The following is a 26,190-nucleotide window of genomic DNA, read 5'->3' on the forward strand; positions in this document are numbered from 1 at the left end:
CCAGCCCCACCCCGGACAGTCGAACGCCCGGACCCTCGAAAGAGGACCCGGGCGTCGTGAACTCCATCCGTCCCTGCTCAGCCGGAAGAGGCGCGACCGTCACGGCCACGCCCGACCCGGGAGGAGGGCCTCAGCCCCACTTGGACATCGTGCGCCGGGGCGGAGGCGAGCCCGGCCCCGCGGCGGGGGAAGCCACCGCCGGCCGGGCCTGCTGCGAACGGCCCTGGCCACCGCCGCGCGGCGCCTGGGCGTTTCCGCCGCTCGCCTGACGCGACTGGCCACCGTTCGGACGGCCGCCCTGGCCGCCGCCACCACCCGCGCGGCGCTGACCGCCGCCACGGCGCTGACCGCCACCGCCGCCACCGCCGCCGTTGCCGCGCGAGGGACCCCGGCCACCCCGGTTCATCGGGGGCCGGCTGTCCTCCACGTCACCGGGCAGGGGAGGGGGCAGCTGCGAACGGAAGGCGGAGTCCGCCACCACCGGCACGCTGCGGCGGATGGTGCGCTCGATGTCGCGCAGGTACGCGCGCTCCTCGGAGTCGCAGAAGGACACGGCCTGGCCGCTGGCGCCCGCGCGGCCCGTGCGGCCGATGCGGTGCACGTACTGCTCCGGCACGTTGGGCAGGTCGTAGTTGAACACGTGCGACAGCCCGTCGATGTCGATGCCGCGCGCCGCGATGTCCGTGGCCACCAGCACGCGCAGGGTGCCCGCGCGGAACTCGTCCAGCGCGCGCTCGCGGGCGTTCTGGCTCTTGTTGCCGTGGATGGCGTCCGCGCGCACCCCCGCCGCCGTGAGCTGCTTGGCCACGCGGTTGGCGCCGTGCTTCGTGCGCGTGAAGACGAGCGCGCGCGGAATCGCCTTCGCGTCCTGGAGCAGGTGCGTGAGCAGCGCGCGCTTCTCCTCGCGCTCCACGAAGTACACCTGCTGGCTCACCGTCTCCGCCGTGCTGGACGCGGGGGACACCTCCACGCGCACGGGGTCCTTCAGGATGTTGCGCGCCAGGTCCATGATGTCCGGCGGCAGCGTCGCGCTGAAGAACAGCGTCTGGCGCACCTGCGGCAGCACCTTGATGACCCGCCGCACGTCGTGGATGAACCCCATGTCCAGCATGCGGTCCGCCTCGTCGAGCACGAACACCTCCAGCGCCCGCAGCGTCACGAAGCCCTGGTCGATGAGATCCAGCAGGCGCCCCGGCGTCGCCACCAGGATGTCCACGCCCTGGCGCAGTGCCTGGACCTGCGGGTTCTGGCCCACGCCGCCGAACACCACCGCGTGGCGCAGGGGCAGGTGCTTGCCGTAGGTGCCAAAGCTGTCGCTCACCTGGCTGGCCAGCTCGCGCGTGGGCGTCAGCACCAGGCAGCGCACCGGACGGGCGCCGCCCGCGGGCGCCTTCGCCGACAGGCGCTGGAGGATGGGCAGCGCGAACGCCGCCGTCTTGCCCGTACCCGTCTGGGCCACGCCCAACACGTCCTTGCCCGCGAGGGCATGGGGAATCGCCTTCACCTGGATGGGCGTCGGCGTGGTGTAGCCCTCCGCCTTGACGGCCTTGAGGAGCGAATCGGTCAACTGCAGTTCGTCGAAAGTCATGAAATCCCGCATGAGATGGGTGGGCGCACTCCCCGTTCTGGCGGGGGACCACTCCCCCCTCTGGCGGGGGACCGACCGCGCAGCGCGCCCTCCCGCGGTATTGCGGGGGCGCCTGGCGGTACGCGGTCAGGCCAACCTGCGGCCCGAGGCACCTGGAAACGTCTTGGAACCCCTGGGCCTCCGGATGGATTCCCGGCGCCGCCCAGGGCGCGGCCACACTGCCTGCAACGGGGGGCAATGTCCCGGGAAATCCTTCCCGCCCGGCTGCCCCACGCCGCTGTGGAGATTTCGGACAGGGCTGTTGGCCGCCTGTCCCCATCGTCCACAACCCCCCAGTCCAGGCGCCGATGGCCCTCTCTCTCGGACGCCCTCCCAAGCAACCGGAATCATTTGGGTAGCAAGTATCCGCCCTGGACCCGTCCAGGAGCAAATCATTGGAATGATTGGGCAATTCCCCAGGGCCTGTCGTTTGGCATGACCGTTGCTAGCCTTTGCCGCGTCGCGCCGTACTGGCGCGGGCGGTGGCCCCTGGTGAGGAGCGGGACTTGAAGCGGTGGCAGCGACAGACGGTGGGGATGGCCTGGGGGATGGGGCTGTGCGTTGCGGCGCTGGCGTGTGCCCAGCAGCCGAAGGCGGGGGCGGCGGCGAAGGCCTCCGGCTTCTCGGCGGCGGCGGTGGAGGAGAAGGCCCGCGCGCTGGCGGCGAAGCCGTACCAGGAGCCGCCCGTCGGCGTGCCCTCGTCCTTCGAGAAGCTCACCTACGATCAGTACCGCGACATCCGCTTCCGCGACGCCGCGTCGCTGTGGCGTGAAGAGGGGCTGCCCTTCCGGGCGCAGTTCTTCCACCCCGGTTTTTATTACACGCGTCCGGTGGGCGTGAACGTGGTGGAGGGCGGCAAGGCGCGCCCGGTGCCGTTCTCCACGGACCAGTTCACCTACGGCCCGCTGGTGGGCAATCCGCCCAGGGGCAAGGTGAACGGCTTCGCGGGCTTCCGCCTCAACGCGCCGCTCAACACGAAGGACTACTACGACGAGCTGGTGGCCTTCCTGGGCGCCAGCTACTTCCGCGCGCTGGGCCGGGGCAACGTGTACGGCCTGTCCGCGCGCGGGCTCGCCATCGACACGGCGCAGCCGGGGGGCGAGGAGTTCCCCACGTTCCGCGAGTTCTGGCTGGAGACGCCGGCGAAGGGCTCGGACACGGTGGTGGTGCACGCGCTGATGGACAGCCCCAGCGTCACGGGCGCGTACCGCTTCGCCATCCACCCGGGTGAGCGGACGGTGATGGACGTGGACTCCACGGTGTTCGTGCGCAAGGCGGTGCGCCAGCTGGGCGTGGCGCCGCTCACCAGCATGTTCCTCTTCGGGGAGAACGACCGGGGCGACTTCGACGACTTCCGCCCGGAGGTGCACGACTCCGACGGCATCTCCGTGTGGATGAAGAACGGCGAGCGGCTGTGGCGCCCCCTGAAGAACCCCAAGCAGATCCAGGTGAGCAGCTTCCACACGGACGGGCTGTCGGGCTTCGGCCTGTTGCAGCGCGACCAGGCCTTCAGCAGCTACGAGGACCTGGAGGCGCGCTCCGAGCGGCGTCCGGGCGCCTGGGTGGAGCCGGTGGGCGACTGGGGCGCGGGCTCCGTGCGGCTCGTGGAGCTGCCGACCCGCGAGGAGATCCACGACAACATCGTGGCCTTCTGGGTGCCGGATGCGCCGGTGCAGGCAGGTGCACAGCTTCGCTTCTCCTACCGGCTGTCCTGGGGCTTCGCCCCCGAGGGCGCGAAGGCCGGAGGTTCCACCGTCGCGGCGACGCGTGTCGCGGCGGGCAGCAAGCCGGGGGCGCGTCGCTTCGTCCTCGACTTCACGAAGGCCAGCGGTGAGGGCACGGGCCCGGTGGAGGCGGTCGTCACCGCTTCACGCGGCCAGGTGCTGCACCCGCGCGCGGAGGTCCACGCCGTCACCGGTGGCTTCCGCGCCGCCTTCGAGCTCATGCCCGACGGGGATGGCCCCGTCGAGCTGCGCTGCTTCCTGAAACGCGGTTCCGAGACCCTCACCGAGACCTGGAGCTACCTGTGGATTCCGTGACCACGCACCCGTTCATCTCCTTCGCCCCGGCGATGCCGCAGGCGCCCCGTGCGGACACCCAGGCCGCGCTGGTGGGCTTCTTCCAGGACTTCGGCTTCACCGCCCGTGGCGACCTGGAGAAGCTGGCGGGCTGGATCCTGGGCACGCGCGAGCTGTCCCTGTCGCCGGAGGCCGCGCTGGCGCTCGCGCGCTGGCGGGTGGAAGGGTGGCTCGCCGAGGTGCTGGGGCCCGCGCACGTGGGGCCGTCGCTGCTGGTGCGCGGCCGGGCCGCGTTCGTGCTGGTGGGCGGCGCGCGCTGGGGCGCGGACGTGCTGATGCGCGCCCCGGCGTCGCTGCCGGAGGCGTGGCGCCGCGCGGTGTGTGAAGCAGTGCCCATGTCCGCCCCGGCGGAGGTGCCCTGCCAGATGCGCGAGCAGGTGCTCGTGCTCAATCCCTTCATGGACATGCTGCGCCGCTGGCTGCGCCCCGCCGCCAGCCAGGCCGGTGTGTCGCCGTCGCGCTAGGCGCGCGGTACCCCACACATGAAGCCGCACGGGAGCCCGGAGTCCGCATGAACGCCCAACCCTACACTCCGGCCCTGGCGCGGCCCCGCCGCGTGATGGTGCTGGGGCTGGCGGCCCTGTCCACCGGGTTCGCCTCCGTGGAGATGCACCGGCTGCTCGCGGCCCACGGCACCACGGTGCCGGAGTTTTTCGTGCTGGGGCTGTTCGCGCTGTGCTTCGCGTGGATCGCCCTGTCGTTCTGGAGCGGCGTCGCGGGCTTCCTCCAGCTGGTGTCGAACCAGCGCGTGCCGGGCCTGCGCTGGCCCACGGAAGAGGAAGCTGGAAAGCCGCTCACGCGCCGCACCGCGGTGGTGATGCCCGTCTACAACGAGGACCCGGCCGCGGTGTTCGCGCACGTGCAGGCCACTTACGAGTCCATCGCCGCGACGGGGCAGCTGGACGCGTTCGACTTCTACGTGCTCAGCGACTCCACGCGGGCGGAGTCGTGGGTGGCGGAGGAGCTGGCGTGGTCGGAGCTGTGCCGCCGGGTGGGCGGCCAGGGCCGCATCTTCTACCGCCGCCGCTCCGACAACACGGCCAAGAAGGCGGGCAACCTCGCGGAGTTCTGCGAGCGCTGGGGCCGCCGCTACGACTTCCTGCTGGTGCTGGACGCCGACAGCCTGATGGCGGGCGACAGCGTGGTGGAGATGGCCCGGCTGATGGAGCTCAACCCGGGCGCGGGCATCCTCCAGGTGCCGCCGCAGAACGTGGGGCGCTCCACGCTGTTCGCGCGGCTGCAGCAGTTCGCCGGGCGCGTCTACGGCCCCATCGTGGCAGCGGGCGCGGCGGCGTGGCAGCTGGGGGACTCCAACTACTGGGGCCACAACGCCATCCTGCGCATGGCGCCCTTCATCGAGCACTGCGGCCTGCCGGTGCTGCCGGGCCAGCAGCCCTTCGGTGGCCACATCCTCAGCCACGACTTCGTGGAGGCCGCGCTGATGCGCCGCGCGGGCTACACGGTGTGGCTGGTGCCGGAATTGGGCGGCAGCTACGAGCAGCCGCCGCCGGACCTGCTGGCGTACGCGCAGCGCGACCGCCGCTGGTGCCAGGGCAACCTCCAGCACCTGGGCCTGGTGATGGCGGGCGGCCTGCACCCGATGAGCCGGATGCACTTCCTGATGGGCGTGATGTCCTACGTGGCGTCGCCCCTGTGGCTCATCTTCCTGGTGGCGGGCCTGTTCGCCGCGCTGCACGAGTGGTTCTTCGCGCCCGCGACGCTGCTGGAGTTCCAGGCCACGCTGCCGGGTGGGGACGCGTTCGACACGGTGGGCGCGCTGCGGCTGATGGTGCTGTCGCTGGCGCTCTTGTGGATCCCCCGGCTGATGGGCATGGGCCTGATCCTCGCGAACCGCGAGGAGGCGGCGCGGCTGGGCGGCCGGTTCAAGCTGGTGCTGAGCGTGGCGCTGGAGGGCGTGGTGTCCACGCTGATGGCGCCGGTGATGATGCTCTTCCAGTCGCACTTCGTGTTCGGGACGCTGCTTGGCTACAAGGTGAACTGGTCCAGCCAGCAGCGCGAGGACACGGACCTGCCGTGGTCGGAGGCGCTGCGCCGGCACAAGTGGCACATGGCGATTGGCGCCGTGCTCGCGGCGCTGACGGTCGCGGTGGCGCCGGGCATGCTGGCGTGGCTGTCGCCGGTCATCCTGGGGCTGTGGCTGTCCCCGGCCATCTCCGTCTTCACCGCCCGCGCGTCGCTGGGCCTGTGGGCGCAGCGGCGCGGCCTGTTCCTCATCCCTGAGGAGGTCCAGCCGCCCACGGTGCTGGTGCGCGCGCAGGAGCTGGCGGAGGAGGGGATGGAGCCGGTGGATGACGCCCTGGACCACGTGCTGACCGACCCTCGCGCGCACGCGCTGCACCTGGCGCTGCTGGAGGCCCACCCGACGGGGAGCGTCCCCGTGGCGCTGGCCTCCGCGCGGCGCAAGCTGCTGGCGGGCGGGGTGGAGCCCCTGTCCCCGCAGGAGAAGTCCGCGGTGCTGCTGGACGCGCGCACGCTGTCGGAGCTGCGCGGTCGGCGGCTGGGCGTGCAGGCCTGATCGCGGTTGCATGACCCGGCTCCGCCCTGGATGCTCCGGGGCATGAATCGGGTCTCGTCCGTCGCCGCGCTCGCGCTGTTCGTCTCCTCCGGGGCCTTCGCCGCGGAGCCTCCTGCCTCCAAGCCCGCCGCGGAGGACCGCTGGTGGAAGCACGTGGAGGTGCTGGCCAGTGACGCGATGGAGGGACGCGACACGGGCAGCAAGGGCTACGCGACCGCCGCCGGCTACGTGTCCAAGGAGCTGGCCGCGCTGGGCGTGAAGCCGCTGCTGAAGACGGGCTTCCTGCAGCCCATGGCCTTGCAGTCGCGCCGCCTCATCGAGGCGAAGTCCAGCGTCGCGCTGGTGAAGGACGGCCAGACGCTGCCGCTGGTGCAGGGCGAGGACGTGGTGCTGTCCTCGCGGCAGGGGGACAACGGCACCGTGGACGCGCCGCTGGTGTTCGTGGGCTACGGCCTGTCCATCCCGGAGCTGGGCCACGACGACTTCGCGGGCCTGGACCTGAAGGGCAAGGTGGTGGTGCTGCTCCAGGGCGGGCCGGCGGACATCCCGGGCCCGGTGAAGTCGCACTTCTCCTCGTGGACGGAGCGGCTGAAGGTGCTCAAGGCCGGAGGGGCCGTGGGGTACGTGTACCTCCAGAACCCGAAGATGCTGGAGCTGCCGTGGGAGCGCATCGTGGGCTCCAGCAAGAACCCGACGGTGGTGTTCGCGGATCCATCGCTCAACGACTCGCGCGGGCTGAAGGTCGCGGTCGTCGCGAACGTGGCTCAGTCGCAGAAGTGGCTGGAGGGCGCGCCGCACACGTACGAGGAGCTGCTGGCGCTGGCCGACGCGGACAAGCCGCTGCCGAAGTTCGACATCCCGCTGCGCATGAAGGCGAAGCTGGCCTTCGACGTGAAGCCGCTGAAGTCCATGAACGTGGTGGGCGTCATGCCGGGCGCGGATCCGGTGCTCGCGAAGGAGTACGTGGTGCTCAGCGCGCACCTGGACCACGTGGGCATTGGCGAGCCGGTGAAGGGGGACCGCATCTACAACGGCGCCATGGACAACGCGTCCGGCGTGGCGGCGCTGCTGGAGGTCGCGCGGCGGCTGCATGACCAGGCGGAGAAGCCGAAGCGCTCCGTGCTGTTCGCGCTGGTGACGGGCGAGGAGAAGGGGCTGCTCGGGTCGAAGTACTTCGCGTCGCGGCCGCCGGTGCCCATCACCTCCATCGTGGCGGACTTCAACCTGGACATGTTCATGCCCCACTGGCCGTTCACCTCCGTGGTGGCGCACGGCAAGGACGAGTCCTCGCTCGCGGTGCCGCTGGCGGAGGTGGCGGCGAAGCAGGACATCCAGGTGCTGGAGGATCCGGAGCCGGACCGCAACCTGTTCGTGCGCAGCGATCAGTACTCGTTCATCCGCGAGGGCGTGCCCGCGCTGTTCTTCAAGTTCGGCTACACGCCGGGCTCGGAGGAGCAGAAGGTGTTCAAGCAGTGGCTGGCCGAGCGCTACCACGCGCCGTCGGATGACCTGGCGCAGCAGCCCGTGGACCACGAGGGCGCCGCGCGCTTCATCACCTTCCTGACCGCCCTGACGAACGCGGTGGCGGACGCCCCCCGGCGCCCGTACTGGAACGACGACAGCTTCTTCCGCCGCTTCGCGAAGCCGGCGCCCGCGGAGGCTCCGGCCGAAGCTCCGGCCGAAGCTCCGGCCAAGGGCAGGTGATGGGCCGCGGCTTCACGCGGCCGGGTGTGAGTCGGTGACGCCGGGGCGGGCCGCCAGGAAGCGGAGCGCGCCCCGGATGTCGGACGACGCGGTCTCGCGCGGGGCGTTCCGGGCCGCTGCGATGCGGCGGCGGGCGACGGCCCTGGCTTCGTGGGCCTGCGCGCTCCCGGCTGGCGCGGCGTCGGCCTCGGCCAGGTCGAGCGCCGCGCGGAGCAGATCCACGAGCTGGAAGAGGGCAGGGTCCTCGCGCAGCTCGGGGGCGCCCTCCAGCGCGGCGAACCCGTCGCGGGCGGCCCGCAGCTCTCCGCACGCGGCGTCCAGCGCCGCCCGGTACGCGATGAACCGCAGCGCCTGCCAGCGGGACGCGCGGCCCAGGATGGTGATCGCCTCCGCCAGCGCCGCGCGGGCCTGCGCCCAGTCCTCCCGGACGAGCGAGGCCCGGCCCAGCTCTCCCAGCGCGGTGCCTTCCAGCAGCCGCTGGCCCAGCAGCCGCGACAGGCGCACCGCGGACTCCAGGTGCTCGCAGGCCTCCGCGACGCCGCCCGCGTCCATCAGGTAGCAGCCCAGGTTGAGCCGCGCGAGTGCCTGCCCCGCGCGGTCCTCCACGCTCAGCGCCCGGCCCAGCGCCTCGCCCAGGAGCATCACCGCCTCGCCGCCGTCGCCCGCCTCGCCGATGGCGACCGCGCAGTTGGTGAGGAAGCCCACCTCGAACGTCACGTCACCTACCTCGCGGAACAGCGCCAGCGACGCGCGCAGGTGCGGGATGGCCGCCTCCGGCCCGCGACGCACCTGTTCGACGAGGCCCAGGTTGCCCACCGCGTAGGCCTCCAGCCAGCGGTCGCTCCCGGAGGGCAGCGCCTGCGCGTCGCGCATCAGCGTCCACGCGGCGGCCCCGTCCCCGGCGTGACGGGCGACGATGGACAGGTCCACGAGCACGCGCTTCTCCTGCGCCGTCTCGCCCAGCGTGTGGAAGACGGCGCGCGACTCCTCCAGGGCCTGGCGTGCGTACTCCGCCTGCCCCGCGTCCAGGTACGCGCGGCCCAGCACCGCCAGTGCCTCCGCGCGCTTCAGCGGCGCCACTGGTACGTGCGACGACGCCTCCAGCGCGCGCTCCAGCCGCTCCACCAGCAGCCCCACCGGCCCGCGCGTACGCGCATCCGGCTCCAGCGCCACCAGCGTCTCCAGCGCGCGGCCCAGGGACTCGGCGGTCGCGGGGCGCACCGCCATCGCGTTGTCGCACGCGGCCAGCAGGTTCTCGCGCTCCAGCGCCAGCCGCCGCAGCGCCGTCGCGCCCCCCGTCTTCTGCACGCGCTCGCGCAGCCGGCCCGCGACCTGGAGGTACGTGTCCGCGTGCCGGGCCTCGCAGGCCGCCTCGTCTCCCAGCTCTCGCAGCCGCAGCGCCGCGTACTCGCGGATGCTCTCGTACAGCCCCAGGCGCAGGAAGCCGCCGGGCGCCCCCACCTCGCGCGCGCACAGCAGCGACTGCGCGCGCAGCGAGTGCACCACCTCCAGCACGTCGGGCGACCCCTCCGGCAGCACCAGCACGGCCTCCGCGGCCTCCAGCGTGAAGCCGCCCCGGAACACGGAGCACTGAGCCAGCGCGGCGCGCTCGGCCGGCTCCAGCAGGTTCCAGGACCAGTCGATGGCACCTCGCAGCGTCGCCTGCCGCGCGGGCGCGTCCCGCCGGCCCACGCGCAGCAGGTCGAAGCGCTTCGACAGCCGCTCGCGCAGCTGCTCCACGCCCAGCACGCTCACGCGCGCGGCCGCCAGCTCGATGGCCAGCGCGATGCCATCCAGCTGCCGCACGATGTCCGCGACGCGGGGCGCCTCCGCGTCGCTCAGGATGAAGTCGCCGCGCGTCTCCCGCGCGCGCTGCACGAACAGGCGCACCGCGTCCGAGCGCAGGATGACGTCCCAGCGCGTCTCGTCGGGATCCGGCAGGCCCAGCGGGGCCAGGTCCAGTACGCGCTCTCCGGGCAGCCGCAGGGCCTCGCGCGTGGTGACGAGGAAGCGGGCGCGCGGCGCCAGCACCCGCCAGCGCCCCAGCGTCGCGGGCACGTGCCGCACCACCTGCTCCACGTTGTCCAGGATGACCAGCACGTCGCCGCACCCCGCGAGCGCCCGTCCCAGCCGCTCCGCCGGCGTGCTGCCGTCGCCGTCCGCCGCCAGCGGCACGCCCAGGGCCCGGCCCACCGCGTGGCAGAGGTCGTCCTCCGTCAGCGCCTCCTCCAGGTCGCACCGCCAGACGCCGCCCTCCCACGTGCCCGCGTCGGACTCCAGCGCGCCGAAGTGCGTGGCCAGCCGCGTCTTCCCCATGCCGCCCGGGCCCAGGATGCTGATCAGCCGCGCGCCCTCCGCCATCCACTGCCGGAGGGTGTCCAGCTCCTCGGCGCGCCCCACCAGGTCCTGCCGCAGCGTGGGCACGTTGCCGGGCCGCTCGCGCGGGGCGCGCAGGGGGCCGAAGCGGCGGTGCGCCAGGGACGCGGGCAGCAGCTCCACCAGCGCCACGCTGTCGCTCACGCCGCGCAGGCGGAAGGACCCCAGCGCGCGCGCGACGGGCATCCCCAGCGACGCCAGCTCCGGCTGGATGCGCGCCCAGGCCGCGCCGCTCAGCAGCACCTGTCCGCCATGGCCCGCGTCCGCGACCCGCGCCGCGATGTTCACCGGAGGCCCCAGGTAGTCCAGCCGGTGGGTGGAGGGATCCAGGCGGCAGTCGGGCTCGCCCACGTGCACACCCATGCGCACGCGCAGCCCCCGGTGCGACAGCCCCTCCGGCGCGTGCTCCTCCGCGGCGTCCGGCTCCTCCAGGAGCGACTCCGGCCAGCTCGCGTGCAGCAGCGCTTCCTGCGCGCGCAGGCACCAGTGCGCCGCCTCCACCGGGGACGCGAACGCGACCATGAAGGCGTCGCCCTGCGACTTCACCTCGTAGCCGCCGGTGCCCAGCAGGAGCGCGCGCAGCACGCCGTCATGCAGCTCCAGCGCGTCGCGCATGGCCTGGCCACAGCGCTCCCACAACCGCGTGGACCCCTGGATGTCGGTGAAGACGAGCGCCACCGAACCGGTGGGCGGCAGGCTCCGGGCAGGCGGCGGCGAAGCACGAGCGGAGGGCGCCTCGTCGGCCGGGGGCTCGACGACCGTGAGTCTTCGGAAGGCCTCTCCCATCTCCCGCTCTCCCCGATGCCAGGAACCCCCACCCGCTCCCACCCCTCCTGCTGCCCGTGAGGGTGACGCCCGTGCCGCTGGCGCTTCATATGGAAAGCAGTACGGGCCGGAACGGCAACGCGCACCTGCCGGGCGGGGTCGTGCGCTTCCAGTGAGCACTTGTGATCGCGCCGCGCGCGCATCCATCACTGGACGACACGCGCATGACCCCATGGGGCCTGTCACCCACGCATGCCATCTGCCTGCCCGCCTGCCCGGGCCGCCGGGGTCTGGCGGGCCCCATTCCAAGGAGGACGGGGGGCCGTGTTAGGACGGAGACACGTCCCGTCCCCGCGGCAGGAGCGCGAGGGCGCGACGCCTCTTCCTGGAAGGACTCATGCGTTCGACTTCGGCACTGGCGTTGATGATGGCTTCCCTCGCGGTGGGCGCGCTGTCGGCTTGCGGCGATGACAAGACGGACAACACGCCGGACTCGGGCACCGGGACGGACGCCGGCACGAGCACGGGCAACGGTCAGTGCCCGGCCTCCGCCATCTTCTGCGAGAACTTCGACAAGGGTGAGAACGGCTGGAAGCAGCCGGATGAGAACCACCACGCCACCATCACCATCGACGGCACGCGCACCCGCTCCGGCAGCGGCGCGGTGCACGTGAAGACGGACCCCGGCTACAACGAGGACACGGGCCAGGGGGACCAGCAGGCCATCGCGCACCTGCGCAAGGACATGCCCACGTTCGGCACGAAGCTCTACACGCGCGCGTACGTGTACCTGGGCCGGGCCTCGCCGGAGGGCGTGATGGGGACGTACTTCATCCTCTTCTCCCCGAAGGACAACGACTTCGGCGGCATCGAGCTCCAGGGGATGCACAACGGCGCCTTCGCGCTGGATGACTGGAGCGGCATCAAGGGCACGGGCTGGAACTACCAGGACGACCTGAAGGTGACGGTGTCGCCCAACCAGTGGACGTGCATCGAGTGGGGCGTGGAGCGCGAGAGCACCTCGGCCACCACGGGCCACGCGCTGGTGTGGGTGAACGGGCAGCAGGCCTTCGACTTCCCGAACGTGGGCATGCGGCCGTTCACCAACTTCGGGGTGGGCTACGGCTTCGTGCACCCGAAGGGCGACTCCGCGGCGGAGGCGTGGATCGACGACCTCGCGGTGGCGCCCGAGCGCATCGGCTGCGAGTGACGCCATGCCGCTGAACCGCGTCGCGGACGAGACCCTTCGCATCCTGGACGAGGGCCGCTACACGCCGCTCTCCGGGAGGGAGGTGTCCCTTCGCGACGCGGTGGCGCACGCGGTCCAGGGCACCGTGCTGGTGCGCCCCGGTGACTTCGAGCACCTGACGCGCCCCGCGCCAGTGCGGGGCTTCACCATCGAGGTGACGCCGGAGAAGACGGGCGACGCCGCGCGCCGGCTGGTGGAGCAGGAGGGGGAGCGGCGGGTGCTGGCGCTCAACTTCGCGTCAGCGGTGAACCCGGGGGGCGGCTTCCTCACGGGCGCGAAGGCGCAGGAGGAGGACCTGGCGCGGTGCTCGGCGCTGTACCCGTGCCTGCTGAAGTGGCCGGAGTACTACGACGTGAACCGCAAGCTGCGCTCGCCGCTGTACACGGATCACTTCATCTATTCGCCGGACGTGCCGTTCTTCCGCAACGAGCACTACGATCTCTTGGAGCGGCCCTTCCTCGTGTCGCTGCTCACGGCGCCCGCGCCCAACGCGAGGCAGCTGCCGGCGGGGGACCCGGAGGTCGCGCAGCAGCTGAGGGACGTGCTGTTCGCGCGGGCGCTCAAGGTGTTGCAGGTGGCGGCGCACCACGGGCACCGCACGCTCATCCTCGGGGCCTGGGGCTGCGGCGCGTTCCGCAACAACCCGCACGACGCGGCGGAGGCCTTCGCGCGAGGGCTGTCCACGATGGCGGGCGCGTTCAGCCGCGTGGTGTTCGCGGTGTACGAGCGCGATGGAAAGGGGCCCAACCTGAGCACCTTCCGCGAGCGCTTCGGCTGAGGGGCTGTCGTGTGTGCTCGCGCGCTTGCTAGCGTCGGGCGCATGCGATGGAGCTGGGTGGGGCTCGTGGCGGTGGTGCTCGCGTGCGCGGGCACGTCGAAGCAGGGACCGGTGTCCGAGCTGGCGCGCACCGAGGCCGCGACGGCGGTGCTCACGGTGCTGGCGAAGGACGCGGAGGACAGGCCGCTTCCTGGCATCCCGTTCCGGATCCGGCAGGCCATGGCGGATCCTCCCGAGGTGTACTGGGGCACGACGGACGCCCAGGGGCAGGCCCGGTTGACCGTGCCTCCTGGTTGGTACGTCTTCACCGCCGAGGCTTCGGGCTATCAGACCTTCGTGGATCCGGACGTGCGGATCTCGCGCGAACATCCCGCGTCGGTCACGATGACGCTGAGGCCGTCCGCCTCGGTTGCCGGGCGCGTGGTGGACGGCGCGGGTCAGCCCCTGCGGGCCGTGTCGCTCTCGTGGATCCCCGCGGACACGACGGCGCCTCGTCTGGACCTCGTGGGGAACCCGGACGGAAGCTTCCGGTTCGAAGGCATGGGGCCCGGCCCGGGCGTGTTGCTGGCGCGACGCAAGGGCTACAGCGACGAGCGCCAGGTGTTCGACGCCCGGCCCGTGGAGCTGGCGCTCGTGATGCGCGAGCAGGGGGCGCTGCGGGTGACGGCCTTCAGTCCGGGGGGCGGCCTCGCGCACCCGCCGGAGGTGAAGATCAAGGCGCTCGATCCCGTGTCGAAGGAGGGGGCCTGGATCGACGAGAAGGTGAAGGACGCCCGGGTGTACCGGGGCCTGGAGCCGGGGCGCTACCGGGTGACGGTCACGTGTCCGGTGGGGATTGGCGCGGCGTGGAGCGCGTCCTCGGACGTCGAGGTCGTGGCGGGAGGGACCCGCGAGCTGACGCTCCGCTTCGACAACGTGCCGGAGCGCGCACCGCTTCGGGGCCGGGTGGTTGGCGCGGACGGACAGCCCGTGGCGGGCGTGGAGCTGAGGGCCTCTTCGGGTGACCCGAAGAAGGATGCCTTCGTGAGCGAGTCCTCGGGCACGACCGACCTGGAGGGACGCTTCGCGGTGCATCAGCTGCTGGCGGGGCCTGTGCGCGTGGTGGTTCACAAGGGGAACACGAGGGTCGAGCTCGGCCCGGACGCGGGAGACGTCTCCGTGGAGGTCCGTTCCCATCCCATCGTGCAGGGACGTGTGCTGGGGCCGGATGGGACGCCCCTGACGTCCTTCCAGGTGAACTCGACGAAGCACGAGAGAACCGCGGGGCGCTACCTGTACACGCTGGAAGGTCCCTGGCCCGAGAGGCTGACCTTCTCGGCGGAGGGACTCGCGAGCACGCGCAGGAGGGTGGAGCCTCGGGAGGAACGGACCGTGCTGGCCGACGTGATCCTGAAGGCCGGGCGCGACGTGCGCGTCCGGCTCCTGCGGAAGGATGGGCAGCCGGCCCTGTCGAAGGGATGGGTGGACCTGAGCCCGCTGCCAGGGCACGAGTCGACGTTCGCCTGGGACCAGGCGTTCCTGAGGGTGGAGGCGGACGGGCGGTTCTTGCTGGAGAACGTGCCGCGTGAGCCGCTCATCCTCGAGGCAGAGACGGAAGAGGACGGAACGGCCTCCATGCCATTGAGTGCGGACGTGACGGACGTGACCGTGCCGCTCGTTCCGCCTGCCCACCTGGAGGGGACGGTGACGGATGAATCAGGACGTCCATTGCCGGGCACCTGCTTGATGATCGGGTGCGAAGTCTATCCCGACGAATTGCCAGTCACTGACGCGGAGGGACGGTTCTGGCGGGATGTCGTTTCCGGGCGCGAGTGCGTATTGAGCGTCTATGACACGGGCGGTCCATCCGGTTGGCCCTCGCCGCCGCTGCGCGTCTTCTGGCCCCGGCACTTCACCAGCGGCGGTTCGGGAGAAACGGTGCGGGTGGACCTGCGTCCGCGCACGGGGCCCGCATCCGTGCAGGTCCTGTTTCCAGGCAGGGGAGAGTGGCACCGGGTCCTGCTCGTTCCTGGAGACGTCCCGATGCCGTCGACGATCGACGCCATGCGGGCGTTGATGAAATCCGCGGGCGAGCCGGATCCAGGTCCCGCCGAACCACGGCCGGAGCGTAAGGACGCGAACTGGAGCGACCGCTCGTGGCATGAGCCCCGATTCAGCCACCTGCCCCTGGGGCGTTACACGGTGTTCGTGCTCGAAAGCAGTGCGGAGATCTTCGCGCTCCGCTACCCCGTGAACCTCACGGAGCCCGGCGTCCACCGCTTCGAGACGCCGCTCCCTGAAAAAGGCGGCGTGCACTTCGTCGACTGACAGGGACAGGGCTTCGTCGTGCGCTGCTAACCTGCGGGGCATGCGATGGAGCTGGGTGGGGCTCGTTGTCATGGTGCTCGCGTGCGCGGAGGCGCCGCGCCCGGTGCGGACGAAGACCCGGTGGCCCGTCGAAGAGGCGGCGTTCACCGTCCGGGTCGTGGATCCGGCGGGACAGCCCGTGCCCGGCGTGATGCTGGTGGCTCGCCGCGCGGACCATGGGAGCCTGGTCTCCCGGTCGGGCACTTCGGACGCGACCGGGACGGTGCGGCTGCACGTGATGCCGGGCTGGTACGTCGTCCAGGCCGAAGCGCCTGGCTTCGTGAACCTGCTCCATCCGGACGCACGGATCGCTCCCGGGGCGGAGACCCGGCTCGAGCTGACGCTGATGCGCGCGGTGCCGTTCGCGGGGCGCGTGGTGGACCTGGAAGGACGGCCCGTCGCGGATGCCCGGCTCCGGCTCACTCCGTCCGGAGATGGGGATTCATCGCTGCGTTCCAAGAGCGATACCGAGGGACGCTTCCACTTCGACAACGTTCCCGCGGGCGCCGTGAAGCTTCGCGCGGAGAAGGGCGGATGGAGCCCCACGCGGCTGGAGCTTCCAACGCCGCAGCCCGAGTTGACGGTGGTGATGGGTGGACTCGGCTCGCTGCGGGTCCGGGTGCTGGGGCCCGATGGCCTGCCATCGCCTGAAGGGTCCGCCTCGATCTCCTTGATGGATGAAGCGCCCCCCCTGCAGCTGTCCCCAGAGCGGACGCCCGAAGCGACCCTCTTCCAGGAGCTTCCCGCCGGGCGCTATCGCGTCACGGGCCGGTACGCACCCGCGCAGGACTGCTGGTGGGATCGTTCCGTCGAAGTCCAGGTCGCGCCGGGCGCACAGGCGGAGGCGACGGTGAGCTTCGAAGGGAGCCAGGGTCCGGGCACCTGGCGGGCGCGTGCCGTGGATGCCATGGGGCAGGGCCTTGGTGGCGCCAAGGGAATGCTGTGGACGTGGAATGCATCGCGCTCCGAACTGGAGCTGCACGGCGGATGCCACTTCCAAACGGGAAGGGATGGGGCGTTCGTCATCCAGGGCCTGTTGGAGGCCCCCTCCACCATGTCGCTGACGGTTGCCAACATGCGCTTCGATTGGAAGTCGCAAGGGCCACCGCCCCCGGGGACGGGCGAAGCGCTGGTGTTCCGCAATGCCTTCGGAGGTCTGGAAGGCCGTGTCATGCGTCCGGATGGGCTGCCCGTGGGGTACTTCGAAATCGACGGACTCTCCCAGCCCGATCGGGAAGGCAGGTACCTGCATTCCGTGTCGATGACCCACGTCTACCAATGGGTCATCGACGTGCTGGGCTTCGCCCCCGCCCTCGTGCGCACGGAAGGGCGGGATGGGGAGCTGCTCAAGGTCCCGGACGTCATCCTTGATGTGGGCCGCACCGTCCACGGGCGTGTCGTCGCCGAAGATGGTTCGACGGGCATCCCGATGCAGGACGTTGAACTCGTGGAGGTCTTCGACCTGGAGGGCCACGGTGGGCGTCACCCCTGGACGGCGCGGACCGACGCGGATGGGTACTTCCGGTTCGAGCACGTGGCGGGCCGGCGCCAGTTCCTGCGCGTGGACGCGAAGGCGCGGGGGACCGTCCTCCGTGAACTCGGACCTGATGAGGAATCAGTGAAGCTGCGGCTCGTGCCCGGTGTGGAGCTCGAAGGCTCCGTGACGGATGGTGCGCGCGTCCCGCTGGTCAGGGTGAACCTGAAGGTCCGCTGCGAGGGTGGGTTCAGGGTGAGCGCCGAGAGCGACATCGCGGGCAACTACGCGGCGCACATCCCGGGGAACCGTTCGTGCTTCGTGCACGCCGAAGGCAGTCCCCTGAACGTGCCGGTGCCCCGACCGCCTCCGATGTCCTTCTCGCCGAAACTGATCCGCCTGGCCCCGGCCACGCATCACCGGTTGGACCTCGTGCCCAGGCAGGGGCCCGCCCTGCTGCGCGTGAGCGTCAACGCCTCCCGCGAGTTCGTCACGGCGTTCGTCCTGCCGGGAGATGTTCAGTGGCCGCGCTCACCACGGGCCCTGGATGCCGCCATCCGGGCGGGTTTCGGACCGGAGCCGATGCCGGACGCATGGACGTCAGAGGACGGGGAGTACCTCATCGCCCCGAACTTCCTGGTCGGGGCGGACTTCGACTTCGGGCACCTGCCCCTGGGGCACTACACGCTCTTCATCCGCGAGGAGATGAACGGAGCCGACGGCCTCCTGCGCATCCCCGTGGACCTGTCCCGGGCCGGTGTGCATGTCGTCAACTCGGAGCGGCCCGCTCAAGGAGGCGGAAGGCCTTACACGCGCTGACGCGAACCCCTCGTCCCAGAGTGGGGGAACGCCGCTCGTGCCCTGAAACCCGCCTACGCCCCCTCCACCGGCAGCGTCACCACGAACGCCGCGCCGCCGCCGGGCGCTTCCTCCACCCAGACGCGGCCGCCGTGCGCTTCCAATATCTGCCGCACGATGTAGAGCCCCAGCCCCAGGCCTCCCGTGCGCGCGGAGCCCTGCACCTGGGCGAAGCGCTGGAAGATGCGCTCGCGCTCGGCGACGGGGACTCCCGGTCCTCCGTCCCTCACTGTCAGCCGCCACTGCCCGTCCTGCTGGCGCAGCGCCACGTGCACCGGCGAGCCTTGTCCGTAGCGCAGCGCATTGGCGATGAGGTTGCTCACCACCTGCTCCATCCGCAGCTTGTCGAACCGGCACGGCGCCGGCCCCTCCACGCGCATGTCCAGCTCCACCCCGGCCTGCTTCGCCTCGTCCGCGAAGCGTCCCACCAGGTCCTGCACCAGCGGCGCCAGGTCTCCGCTCGCCAGCTCGAAGTCCAGCTTGCCCGTGCGGATGCGGCTGACGTCCAGCAGGTTGTCCAGGAGCGCCGCCAGCCGCTTGAGCTGCCGGTCCGCCGCGTCCAGCCGCGTGGTGACCTTCTCGGAGCCCACGGGCTCGTCGCCCCTGGCCTCGGACATGCGGCGCAAGAGGTCCACCTGCAGGCGCAAGGACGTGAGCGGCGTGCGCAACTCGTGGCTCGCCACGGACAGGAAGTCGTCGCGCGTGCGCACCGCCTCCTGCAACGCCTCCTCCGTCTCCTTCAGCGCCGTGATGTCCAGGATGGCCCCGCGCACCACCATCACCTTGCCGTTCGCGTCGCGGATGACGCGCGAGCGGCTGATGAGCCAGTGCCACGAGCCGTCCGGCCAGTGCGTGCGGAAGGTGGATGAGTACGACAGCACGTCGTTGTGGAAGATGGCCGTCACCTGCGCTTCCACCTCCGGCCGGTCGTCCGGGTGCAGCGACGCCAGGAACTGCTCGTGCGTCCACTCCTCCAGGGGCTGCGGGTAGCCGTAGAGCCGGTCATGCCCCTCGGAGCGGAACACCTGCCCGGTGACGAGGTTCGTCTCCCAGACCGCCATCTGCGCGGACTCCAGCGCCACCTGGAACCGCTCGCCCAGCTGGCGGAAGCGCTCCTCGGTGCGCGCGACCTCGTTCTCCGCGCGCTGACGGCGGGTGATGTCCGTGGCCAGCACCCACGTCTCACCGCCCACCGGCCGCACGGACAGCTCCAGCCATACGCCCGACGGCAGCTCCGACAGGAACCGGGCGGGCTCGCGCGTGGCGAGCGCGTCCAAGAGCCGCTCGTGCAGCGTCGTGCCGGCCAGCATCGGCTGCGCCGCCCACGGCGTCATGCCCTCGCAGGCGCCAAATGGCAGGCCCAGCAGGGACGCGGCGCGGTGGTTGAGCTCATGGATGGTTCCCTGCGCGTCGAGCGCCAGGAACGCCTCGGCCATCATCTCCCGCAGGACCTGCAGGCGGGTCTGCGCGGACATGCTGGCCTCGTCGGCCGGAAGCGGGGGCAGGTGGGTGTCCTTCGGTGTGCGCGCGGAGGCCGCGTCCTTCGAGGACGGGTCGTCCTTGGCGGCGTGGCGGACAGCTTCGAACGGACCACCGGGCAGGGGACTCATCGGGTCTGCACGCTCCCGCACGCCCCCCGCGCCCGTCAAGCGAGCGCGGGGACCGTCCAGGCCGTCTGTCAGCCCAGCGGATCCGTGAGGGGTTCAGGCATGACCCACAGCTCCGTGGGGCGCGCGTAGGCCTGGTTGAACGCGAAGAGGATGCCGTTCCAGCGATCCCAGAAATCCGCCCAGCTGTACTCGCACGGCGGGGCGGTGAGCGGGTTGCCGTCGCGGTCCGGCTGGGCGTACGCGTAGTCCGCGTAGGTCCAGCGCACCGTGCCGAAGTCCGTCATCAGGAACGGCGTCAGCGCCTGGAGCACGCCCGCGCGGGACACCTCGTCGGTGGGCGAGCCCGCGGGCGTGAAGACGGGCTGGGCCTGGTCGCGCTGCTCACGCCAGGCGACGAAGTTGGTGCCCATGGCGATGAGGGCGTCGCGGCGCGCGGGCGTGGGGGCCAGCCGGGCGTCCTCGTAGAGGGCGAACGCGGCGATGAGCAGGCTCTTCCAGTGCATGCCGGGGAAGAGCAGGTCCATGCGGGTGGGGCGCGGCGAGTCCTCCGCGTGCGCGACGGCCCAGGCATACGCCTGCTGCGCCTCCGCGTTGACGGCGTCCGTCAGCGTGAACTCGGAGAGCACGCGCGCGGGCGTGATGGGCCCGGTGGCGGCCGCGCGCCAGTCCAGGTACAGGCGCGCCGAGCCGCCGATGTCGTTGAAGATGGCGAGGTTGCCCTCGTGGAGCGTGCGCTCCAGCGTGATGACGACGGCCTCCACCTTGTCGAGCGGCGCCACGCCCGGGGCGCTCCAGTACAGCGAGCCCATGCGCGACGCGGTGGCCAGCAGGGTGCGCGTGTCCGCGAGCACGGCGACGTTGAGCGAGCTCGTCATGACGCTGAGGGCCGCGGCCGCGTCCACGGTCAGGCCCTGCGCGATGAGCTGGAGGGACAGGTCCTGCAGCCGCAGCCGCACCACGCCGCCCAGCCCCAGCCGGTCCAGCGCGTTCGTCAGCGACAGCGAGGGCTGGAGCCGCGCGGCGGCGATGAAGTGCCGCGCGAGCGCCGCGCTGTACATGCCCTTGCCGCCGGCCTGGGACGCGTGCGGCGCGAAGGTGAACCAGTTGGGGCGCGCGCTGCTGGTGCCACCGGGTTGCAGCGTGGGGTCGATGATGCCGCCCAGCTCATACGCGATGCCGATGTAGCCCAGCGTGATGGTGCGGTTGTCCTCCAGCGGCGTGGGCGCGGACTGCGCTCGGGCGGAGGCGGAGGTCAGGACGAGCAGCGCGCCCAGGAGCGCGCCAGGGAACGTGAAGGTGGAACGGCGCACGTCGGTGCGAAGAGGAGTCGCCACGGTGGAGGTCCGGGGTGGTGGGGGGGCTCAAGCTAGGCAGCGCGGACGCCGGTCCAAACCCCGGGGCCCGGGGTTGGATGCATGCAGCGTTGAATGGACAACCCTTCGGGAGCAGCCGCGCGGGGTCAGCCCCCAACTCCCGTGAGCGCACCGGTCTTCCGGGGAAATCGGCGGCGGCGCAGGACCTCGGCCCCCGCGAGTCCCAGGCAGGTCACGGCGAAGAGGCAGACGCCCGGCAGCACGCCCGGCGCGCGGTAGCGCAGCTCGACGCGGTGCGAGCCCCGAGGGGTGGGCACGGCGCGCACCGCCACGTTGGCGGGGAGCAGGCGCGTGGGGGCGCCATCGAGGAGCGCCGTCCAGCCGGGCTGCCACGCGTCGTTGAGCACCAGCACCGCGTCCTCTGAGGCGTCCACGTCCACGACGAGGTGTTCGGGTGCGTCCAGTTCGACGCGGACGTGGCCTTCCAGGGGCGCGTCGCTGGCTGGGGAGAGCGCGGGGTCGCCGCACTCCACCGCGGCCTGCGTACTGGCGCGGAAGGCCGCGTCGCGCAGCAGGTCGAGCGCCGCCGCCGCATCCGCGACGCACCGGGGCTTCGCCAGGGACAGGCGTGGCCGCGCGTCCGGGTGTTCCACCAGCAGCAGCTCGAAGGCAGGATCCTTCGCCACGATGACGCCGGGCTTGTGTCTCAGGGCGTCGTGGTCCGCCGGGGTGTAGGCGCTGAAGCGCACGCCGTAGATGGGCAACAGTTCGGTGAAGAGGCCGGGGGTGGCGTCCTGGAGGTGCAGCACGCGCGGGCTCGCGGCGGGGAGGTAGGCCTCCGCGGTGCCGACGCCCCACAGCGCGGGACTGTCCGGGACCAGCATGGCGCGCGACATGAGCGCGACGCTGTCCTGGTACTCGAAGCCTTCGAAGCGCGGCAGGCGGAAGCGCTGGATGCGCGACGCCACCCGGGGGACGGAAGTGCCGGTGCGGTCCGCCCAGGCCTTCACGGTCTCGATGAATGGCGGCGGGCTGTCGAGCAGCTCCTCGGTGCCGAGGATGCAGAGCGGCTCATTCGCCGTGAAGGCCGCGCCCAGTTGGAGCGCCATCAGCACGGCCATGCGCGGGCGGGACTCCGCGAGCCCTGGCAGGACGAGCGCGCAGCCCACCGCGAGGCCCGCCGCGATGAAGCTCGCGGTGCTGAACGCATGGGAGAGCGTGTCCAGCGTCGGCGCGGGGACCTGGGGCCAGCGCGCGAGCACGAACGCATGCGACCACGCGCCCGCCGTGCGTTCGGCGATCGCCACGAGGGCCAGGAGCCCGGCGAGGACCCCGGCCGCGCGAGCCGTCCACCGCATGCGCTCCGGCGAGGCCACGACGGCCTTCCAGCCGAACCCCGCGAGCAGCGCGAGGCCCAGGGACAGGTGCACGACCAGCTTCTCCGGATACCGGAACGGCCGCCACAGCGGCAGCACGCGGTAGAGCAGCGCGTAGAAGGGCAGGGCGGAGCCCAGGGCCAGCGCGAGCAACGCGCTCCACGCCGCGACGAACGGGGCCTGGCGGCGCAAGGGGATGAAGCGCAGCCCCGCCATGGCGAGCACGAACACCGGCACGCCGATGAACAGCGACTCCGACCACAGCGTGGAGAAGCCGCCGGTGTGCAGGAGCGGTTTGACGATCTCCTCCGGCACGGCGCGCTCCACGGCGGTGTTCGCCAGGAACGGCCCCAGCAGCGACTCCGGCAAGCGCAGCGGATCCACCGACCAGCGCAGCGCGTCCTCGACGGAGCTGGCGCCCGGAGCACCGCCCGCGAACACCGCCACGCCCGCGAACAACTGCGGCGCGGCCACTCCCGCGCCCAGGGCCACCAGCACCAACCCCCGCCGCACGAGGACCGCGCGACGCCCGTCTTCCGTCAGCGCGAGGAGCAGCACGAACGCGTTCGCGAACGCATAGGCCCACGTGTCTCCCGCCAGGAGCACGCCGCCCACGCCCAGCGCGGCGACAGTGGCGCGAGCGGGCGTGGCCTCCCGGAGGAACCGGACCGCGGCCCAGAGCGCGAAGGGCAGGGTGGCACCCGCCATCAGGTACGCGAGGCTGCTGGTGAGGCTCACCATGTAGCCGCTGAACGCGAACGCGAGCCCCGCGAAGAACGCACCGGCCCGTGGCACCGCGTACAGGCGCAGCAGCGCATACGTGCCCAGCAATGCGAGCGGCGGGCACAGCAGCACGGTGAGCTTCATCGCCGCGCCGGTGGACAGCACGAGCCCCAGCCACTGCGAGGGATGGAACGCGGCGGACAGCATCGTCCCCGGGAAGGACTGGCCCAGGCCGTCGAAGGGATACCAGCCCGGGAAGTCGCCGTGGGACACGCGCTCCGCCCAGTAGCGGCGCAGCGGCGCGTAGACGAGCAGCATGTCCCGCCCGGTGAAGACCTGCGCGCTGAAGACGGCCCGGTGGAAGAACAGGCACGTCAGCCCGAGCGCGCCTCCCACGACGGCCCACGCCGCGCGCGGACCGGGGACTCGTGGCTCGGCGCGCTCAGGGGAGGCGGGGGGCTCCATCGGGACGCGGATTGTTTCCGGTCCCAGGTGCTGCGTCCAGCGAGCGATGCCTCACGCTTCCTTCGGCGGCGCGAAGTACGAGCAGAACGTCGTCACGTCGCGGTAGCCCATGCGGCGGTAGACGGGGGCGCCGGCGGCCGTGGCGTGCAGCACCGTGCGCTCCAGACCCCACGCGCGCTTCGCTTCCTCCAGCGTGCGCCGGAGGACCGTCTCCGCGGCGCCCTGGCGGCGGTGCTCCGCGAGCGTCGCCACGAGCGCGATATAGACGACGCCATCCACGCGCAGCGCCGCCGTGGTCGTCGCGGGAGCGCCGTCGTGACAGCCGACGAAGGCGCGGCACTCGGGGCCGTAGATGCCCGGCGCGGCCAGGGCCTCCCGCCCCAGCGCCCGCGGCACGTCGTAGCTGGCGGAGTTCACGTCCGCGATCGCGTTGCGGCCCCACTCATCCCGCACCTGCCGGAGGTCGAGCGGCGCCAGGGGCCGCACCGGTTCCCGCAGCCGGTCCGCCACCATGCCTGTCGTGAGCATCCCCGGCTTGAGCCCCCGCGCGGCGAGCAGTGTGTCCGCCCGCTCACGCAGCGCCGGGGAGAGCCAGTCCGGCGTCAGCGTGAAGGCCCAGCCGTTGGGGCCCTGCGCGAAGTAGCTCGCGGCCGAGTCCACCGCGCGCTCCAGCTCCGCCTCCGTCTCCACCGGCCGCGTCAGGAACGCCATGTTCATCAGGGACCACGCCACGCCGCCCGCCGTGATGAACACGTCCGTCCGCTCCACGACCTCCCCACCGGGCAGCCCCAGCGCGAACAGTCTCCAGGCTCCACGGAACTGCGCGTGCGATTCGTCGATTTCGGCTCGGGACATGGGCCTGCCTCCAACTGGCTCAAGGGCGTTGGATTCTCCGCATTCCTGGAGGCCCGCGTCTACGTGCGCCGGGGGAGGGGGCCTGCTAAACGACGGCGCGACCCGAGCGCGAGGAGCCCGCCGCGATGAACCCCATGGAAGGACAGCCCTGGCAGACGACGTGCCGGGTGTGCGGCAGGCAGACCTGTCCGAAGCCGGAGGCGGTGGCCTCCTGGATGCGGACGATGCTGGACCGCGTGCACGGGACGCAGATGCGCGGCGCGGGCCAGCGGGGGCTGCGCGAGGCCCTGGCCATGGAGGGCGTGCTCATCACCACGCACCTGGAGGTGTGGTCGCGGGCGCTCGAAGGCGTGTGCCCGGACTGCATCGCGGAGGTGGCTCCGGAGACGGACGCGCGGCTCCAGGATCCGGAGGCGATGCACGAAGCGTCGCTGGAGCGCTGGCGCACCTCCGCGCCGGAGCTGGTCAGCGACGCGGTGGAGTCCGCCGTGGACGACGTGCTCGAAGCCGCGCGCGAGGCCGCCAGGCGCAACAAGCCGACGAACGGCGCATGAACGCGAGGGGCCGCGCCAACAATCGCGGCCCCAGGCCCGTTCAGGCCCACAGCTCCTGCTCCAGCGTGTCGAGCAGCGCCAGCGCGACCTCGGGCGTGGGCAGCCCCGCTTCGGTGACGAGCGCGGCATCGACCGGCACCGCGACCTCCGCGCGCAGCAGGGCCACCGCGCGCTTCCGTGCCTCGCGCAGCGCCTCCTGCTCCGGAGCGGACAGCCGCGAGCGCACCCACCGGTCGATGTCCCACGACAGGCCCGCGTGCCGCGTCTCGTCCTCGGCGATGCGGACCATGGCCTCGCGCACCTCGGCGTCGCGCGCGTGGAGGGCCTGGTGGTGGGCCACCAGCGCGCCGTACGTCTCGCGCACGCACCCCTCCACGGCGTTGTCCAACGCGACTTCGTCCAGCGGCCGCGGCGGCACGGCCGCGACGGAAGGCGGCGGAGGTGTGGCCCCGAAGCGGCGCGCGAGTCGTCCCGTCATCTCCGTGTGCAGGACCTCGTCCACCGCGCTCGCGAGCGCCGCGTCCTGGAGAGCCGCCTCCGCGCCGTGCAGGGCCAGCTCCTCCCGCAGCCGCAGGAAGGCATGGATGGACGCGGCCTCCAGGTGCGCCGTCTGGGCGAAGTAGTGCCCCAGCGCGTCCTCGCAGCCGCCAGCGACGGTGCCCTGGAGCCCCACGGGCCGGCGGCCCACGGCGCAGTTGCCGTTGCCCTTCTCCAGCACGTGATCCTCGAGCTCATCCACCTTGCCATTGGTGGATACGCGGACCACGTACTGGATCAGGTCGGAGCCCTCACCGCACGCGAAGCCCTTCGTGCCGACGACGTTGAAGCTGCCATCCTTGTTCCGCTTCACCGCTCCCCGCTCCAGCGTGTCGCAGCTCAGGCTGTAGCCCGCGGCGAAGGCCAGGAGCGCCGCGTCCTGCGAGGTGTCGACGGTGCCGATCAACTGCTGGAGCGACTCCAGCGTCGACCACGCCTTCACCTCGTCGCCGCGCGTCGTCGCCAGGAAGTAGTTCGAGCAGACCTGGATGCATGCGCCATGAAAACCGTCCGTGGACCGCGCGTTCTCCAGCGCGGTCTGACAGGCCGGAGCGTCGGCCGCAGTCGCGCAGGCCTCACCCGTCGTGGCCTGCGTCTCGTACGTGGGCCCCGGCGGGTCGGCCACCGGATCGAAGTTGTACGAAATGGCACGGAGCGCGACGTAGTCCTGCGCCGGCTGGATGCTCAGGTCGTCGATGGCGGGCGCACCCTGCGGCGTGCACTCGACGTTCGAGTACCCCGACAGGTTCGTGCTGCCAGTGCCACAGCCCGCCAGCACCAGCGGCGTCGCGAGCGAGGCCCGCAGCGCACGAGAGAACAGCTGCCGCAACCGGTTCGTGTTCATGGACGACTCCCGTAGGACGAGGTGTCCCGCGAGCAGAGCAATGGCGATGCCATCGCCGTGCTCCCTCTGCGAGACGCCTCCCCACGGGCGTATCCGCGTGCTCGGAAAACCGAGGCGCCTTC

16 protein-coding genes are annotated in these 26,190 nt (G+C 72.0%); 9 read left to right on the plus strand and 7 right to left on the minus strand.

The genetic code is table 11. The features are described 5' to 3' along the window. Positions 1-130: 130 nt before the first annotated feature. Positions 131-1,588 carry a DEAD/DEAH box helicase gene (locus AABA78_RS14735; protein ID WP_338263717.1) on the minus strand — a complete coding sequence of 486 codons (1,458 nt, stop codon included), beginning with the start codon at positions 1,586-1,588 and terminating at the stop codon, positions 131-133. Positions 1,589-2,175: 587 nt separating this feature from the next. Between AABA78_RS14735 and AABA78_RS14740 the strand changes: the two genes are divergently transcribed. From AABA78_RS14740 to AABA78_RS14755, 4 genes are read left to right on the plus strand one after another with little or no spacing between them, the layout of a single operon-like run. Then, on the plus strand, positions 2,176-3,666 hold the full coding sequence (locus AABA78_RS14740) for an OpgD/OpgG family glucan biosynthesis protein (RefSeq protein WP_370469467.1): 1,491 nt from the start codon (positions 2,176-2,178) through the stop codon (positions 3,664-3,666). Continuing rightward, positions 3,654-4,169, plus strand: a complete 516-nt coding sequence (locus AABA78_RS14745; RefSeq protein WP_171421875.1) for a hypothetical protein — start codon at positions 3,654-3,656, stop codon at positions 4,167-4,169. The genes AABA78_RS14740 and AABA78_RS14745 overlap by 13 nt, the downstream gene beginning before the upstream one ends. 47 nt (positions 4,170-4,216) lie before the next feature. Next, positions 4,217-6,241 carry a glucans biosynthesis glucosyltransferase MdoH gene (gene mdoH, locus AABA78_RS14750; protein WP_338263719.1) on the plus strand — a complete coding sequence of 675 codons (2,025 nt, stop codon included), beginning with the start codon at positions 4,217-4,219 and terminating at the stop codon, positions 6,239-6,241. A 42-nt stretch (positions 6,242-6,283) separates the two neighbouring features. After that, complete coding sequence (locus AABA78_RS14755) at positions 6,284-7,945, plus strand: M28 family metallopeptidase (RefSeq protein ID WP_338263720.1); 1,662 nt, start codon at positions 6,284-6,286, stop codon at positions 7,943-7,945. Between the two features lie 12 nt (positions 7,946-7,957). On the opposite strand, the gene AABA78_RS14760 is transcribed toward AABA78_RS14755, so the two are convergent. Continuing rightward, complete coding sequence (locus AABA78_RS14760) at positions 7,958-11,107, minus strand: ATP-binding protein (RefSeq protein ID WP_338263722.1); 3,150 nt, start codon at positions 11,105-11,107, stop codon at positions 7,958-7,960. A gap of 376 nt (positions 11,108-11,483) precedes the next feature. On the opposite strand from AABA78_RS14760, the gene AABA78_RS14765 reads away from it, so the two are divergent. The 4 genes from AABA78_RS14765 to AABA78_RS14780 are packed head-to-tail and all read left to right on the plus strand — an operon-like array spanning position 11,484 to position 17,752. Further along, complete coding sequence (locus AABA78_RS14765) at positions 11,484-12,296, plus strand: hypothetical protein (RefSeq protein ID WP_338263724.1); 813 nt, start codon at positions 11,484-11,486, stop codon at positions 12,294-12,296. Between the two features lie 4 nt (positions 12,297-12,300). Continuing rightward, the gene (locus tag AABA78_RS14770) at positions 12,301-13,113 is read left to right on the plus strand and encodes a TIGR02452 family protein (protein ID WP_338263725.1); all 813 of its coding nucleotides are present in this window, start codon (positions 12,301-12,303) and stop codon (positions 13,111-13,113) included. A gap of 42 nt (positions 13,114-13,155) precedes the next feature. After that, positions 13,156-15,420, plus strand: a complete 2,265-nt coding sequence (locus AABA78_RS14775; RefSeq protein ID WP_338263727.1) for an MSCRAMM family protein — start codon at positions 13,156-13,158, stop codon at positions 15,418-15,420. Between the two features lie 55 nt (positions 15,421-15,475). Further along, a complete protein-coding gene (locus AABA78_RS14780) occupies positions 15,476-17,752 on the plus strand; it encodes a carboxypeptidase regulatory-like domain-containing protein (protein ID WP_338263728.1) in 2,277 nt (758 codons plus the stop codon). 53 nt (positions 17,753-17,805) lie between these two features. Here the strand turns inward: AABA78_RS14780 and AABA78_RS14785 are convergent, their stop codons facing one another. The 4 genes from AABA78_RS14785 to AABA78_RS14800 all read right to left on the minus strand — a co-directional run bounded on the left by AABA78_RS14785 (position 17,806) and on the right by AABA78_RS14800 (position 24,133). Beyond that, positions 17,806-19,401 (minus strand): sensor histidine kinase, encoded by a 1,596-nt coding sequence (locus AABA78_RS14785; protein WP_338263729.1) that lies wholly within the window; start codon positions 19,399-19,401, stop codon positions 17,806-17,808. Positions 19,402-19,469: 68 nt separating this feature from the next. Further along, the gene (locus tag AABA78_RS14790) at positions 19,470-20,735 is read right to left on the minus strand and encodes a hypothetical protein (protein WP_338263730.1); all 1,266 of its coding nucleotides are present in this window, start codon (positions 20,733-20,735) and stop codon (positions 19,470-19,472) included. Positions 20,736-20,860: 125 nt separating this feature from the next. Then, positions 20,861-23,209 carry a hypothetical protein gene (locus AABA78_RS14795; protein WP_338263731.1) on the minus strand — a complete coding sequence of 783 codons (2,349 nt, stop codon included), beginning with the start codon at positions 23,207-23,209 and terminating at the stop codon, positions 20,861-20,863. 120 nt (positions 23,210-23,329) lie between these two features. Beyond that, positions 23,330-24,133, minus strand: a complete 804-nt coding sequence (locus AABA78_RS14800; RefSeq protein ID WP_338263732.1) for a GNAT family N-acetyltransferase — start codon at positions 24,131-24,133, stop codon at positions 23,330-23,332. A 125-nt stretch (positions 24,134-24,258) separates the two neighbouring features. Between AABA78_RS14800 and AABA78_RS14805 the strand changes: the two genes are divergently transcribed. After that, positions 24,259-24,687 (plus strand): hypothetical protein, encoded by a 429-nt coding sequence (locus tag AABA78_RS14805; RefSeq protein WP_338263733.1) that lies wholly within the window; start codon positions 24,259-24,261, stop codon positions 24,685-24,687. A gap of 40 nt (positions 24,688-24,727) precedes the next feature. Here AABA78_RS14805 and AABA78_RS14810 read toward each other — a convergent pair whose 3' ends face one another. Further along, positions 24,728-26,068, minus strand: coding sequence for a ferritin-like domain-containing protein (locus AABA78_RS14810; RefSeq protein ID WP_338263734.1), 1,341 nt, complete (start codon positions 26,066-26,068; stop codon positions 24,728-24,730). Positions 26,069-26,190 lie beyond the last annotated feature (122 nt).

Origin of the sequence: Corallococcus caeni (assembly GCF_036245865.1) — a bacterium.
Taxonomy (GTDB): Bacteria; Myxococcota; Myxococcia; order Myxococcales; family Myxococcaceae; genus Corallococcus; species Corallococcus caeni.

Excerpts from the sequence above, each read along its gene's own strand:
- AABA78_RS14735 (WP_338263717.1), bottom strand. The coding sequence starts at position 1,588 with ATGACTTTCGACGAACTGCAGTTGACCGATTCGCTCCTCAAGGCCGTC.
- AABA78_RS14740 (WP_370469467.1), top strand. The coding sequence starts at position 2,176 with ATGGGGCTGTGCGTTGCGGCGCTGGCGTGTGCCCAGCAGCCGAAGGCG.
- mdoH (WP_338263719.1), top strand. The coding sequence starts at position 4,217 with ATGAACGCCCAACCCTACACTCCGGCCCTGGCGCGGCCCCGCCGCGTG.
- AABA78_RS14755 (WP_338263720.1), top strand. The coding sequence starts at position 6,284 with ATGAATCGGGTCTCGTCCGTCGCCGCGCTCGCGCTGTTCGTCTCCTCC.
- AABA78_RS14760 (WP_338263722.1), bottom strand. The coding sequence starts at position 11,107 with ATGGGAGAGGCCTTCCGAAGACTCACGGTCGTCGAGCCCCCGGCCGAC.
- AABA78_RS14765 (WP_338263724.1), top strand. The coding sequence starts at position 11,484 with ATGCGTTCGACTTCGGCACTGGCGTTGATGATGGCTTCCCTCGCGGTG.
- AABA78_RS14770 (WP_338263725.1), top strand. The coding sequence starts at position 12,301 with ATGCCGCTGAACCGCGTCGCGGACGAGACCCTTCGCATCCTGGACGAG.
- AABA78_RS14775 (WP_338263727.1), top strand. The coding sequence starts at position 13,156 with ATGCGATGGAGCTGGGTGGGGCTCGTGGCGGTGGTGCTCGCGTGCGCG.
- AABA78_RS14785 (WP_338263729.1), bottom strand. The coding sequence starts at position 19,401 with ATGAGTCCCCTGCCCGGTGGTCCGTTCGAAGCTGTCCGCCACGCCGCC.
- AABA78_RS14800 (WP_338263732.1), bottom strand. The coding sequence starts at position 24,133 with ATGTCCCGAGCCGAAATCGACGAATCGCACGCGCAGTTCCGTGGAGCC.
- AABA78_RS14805 (WP_338263733.1), top strand. The coding sequence starts at position 24,259 with ATGAACCCCATGGAAGGACAGCCCTGGCAGACGACGTGCCGGGTGTGC.
- AABA78_RS14810 (WP_338263734.1), bottom strand. The coding sequence starts at position 26,068 with ATGAACACGAACCGGTTGCGGCAGCTGTTCTCTCGTGCGCTGCGGGCC.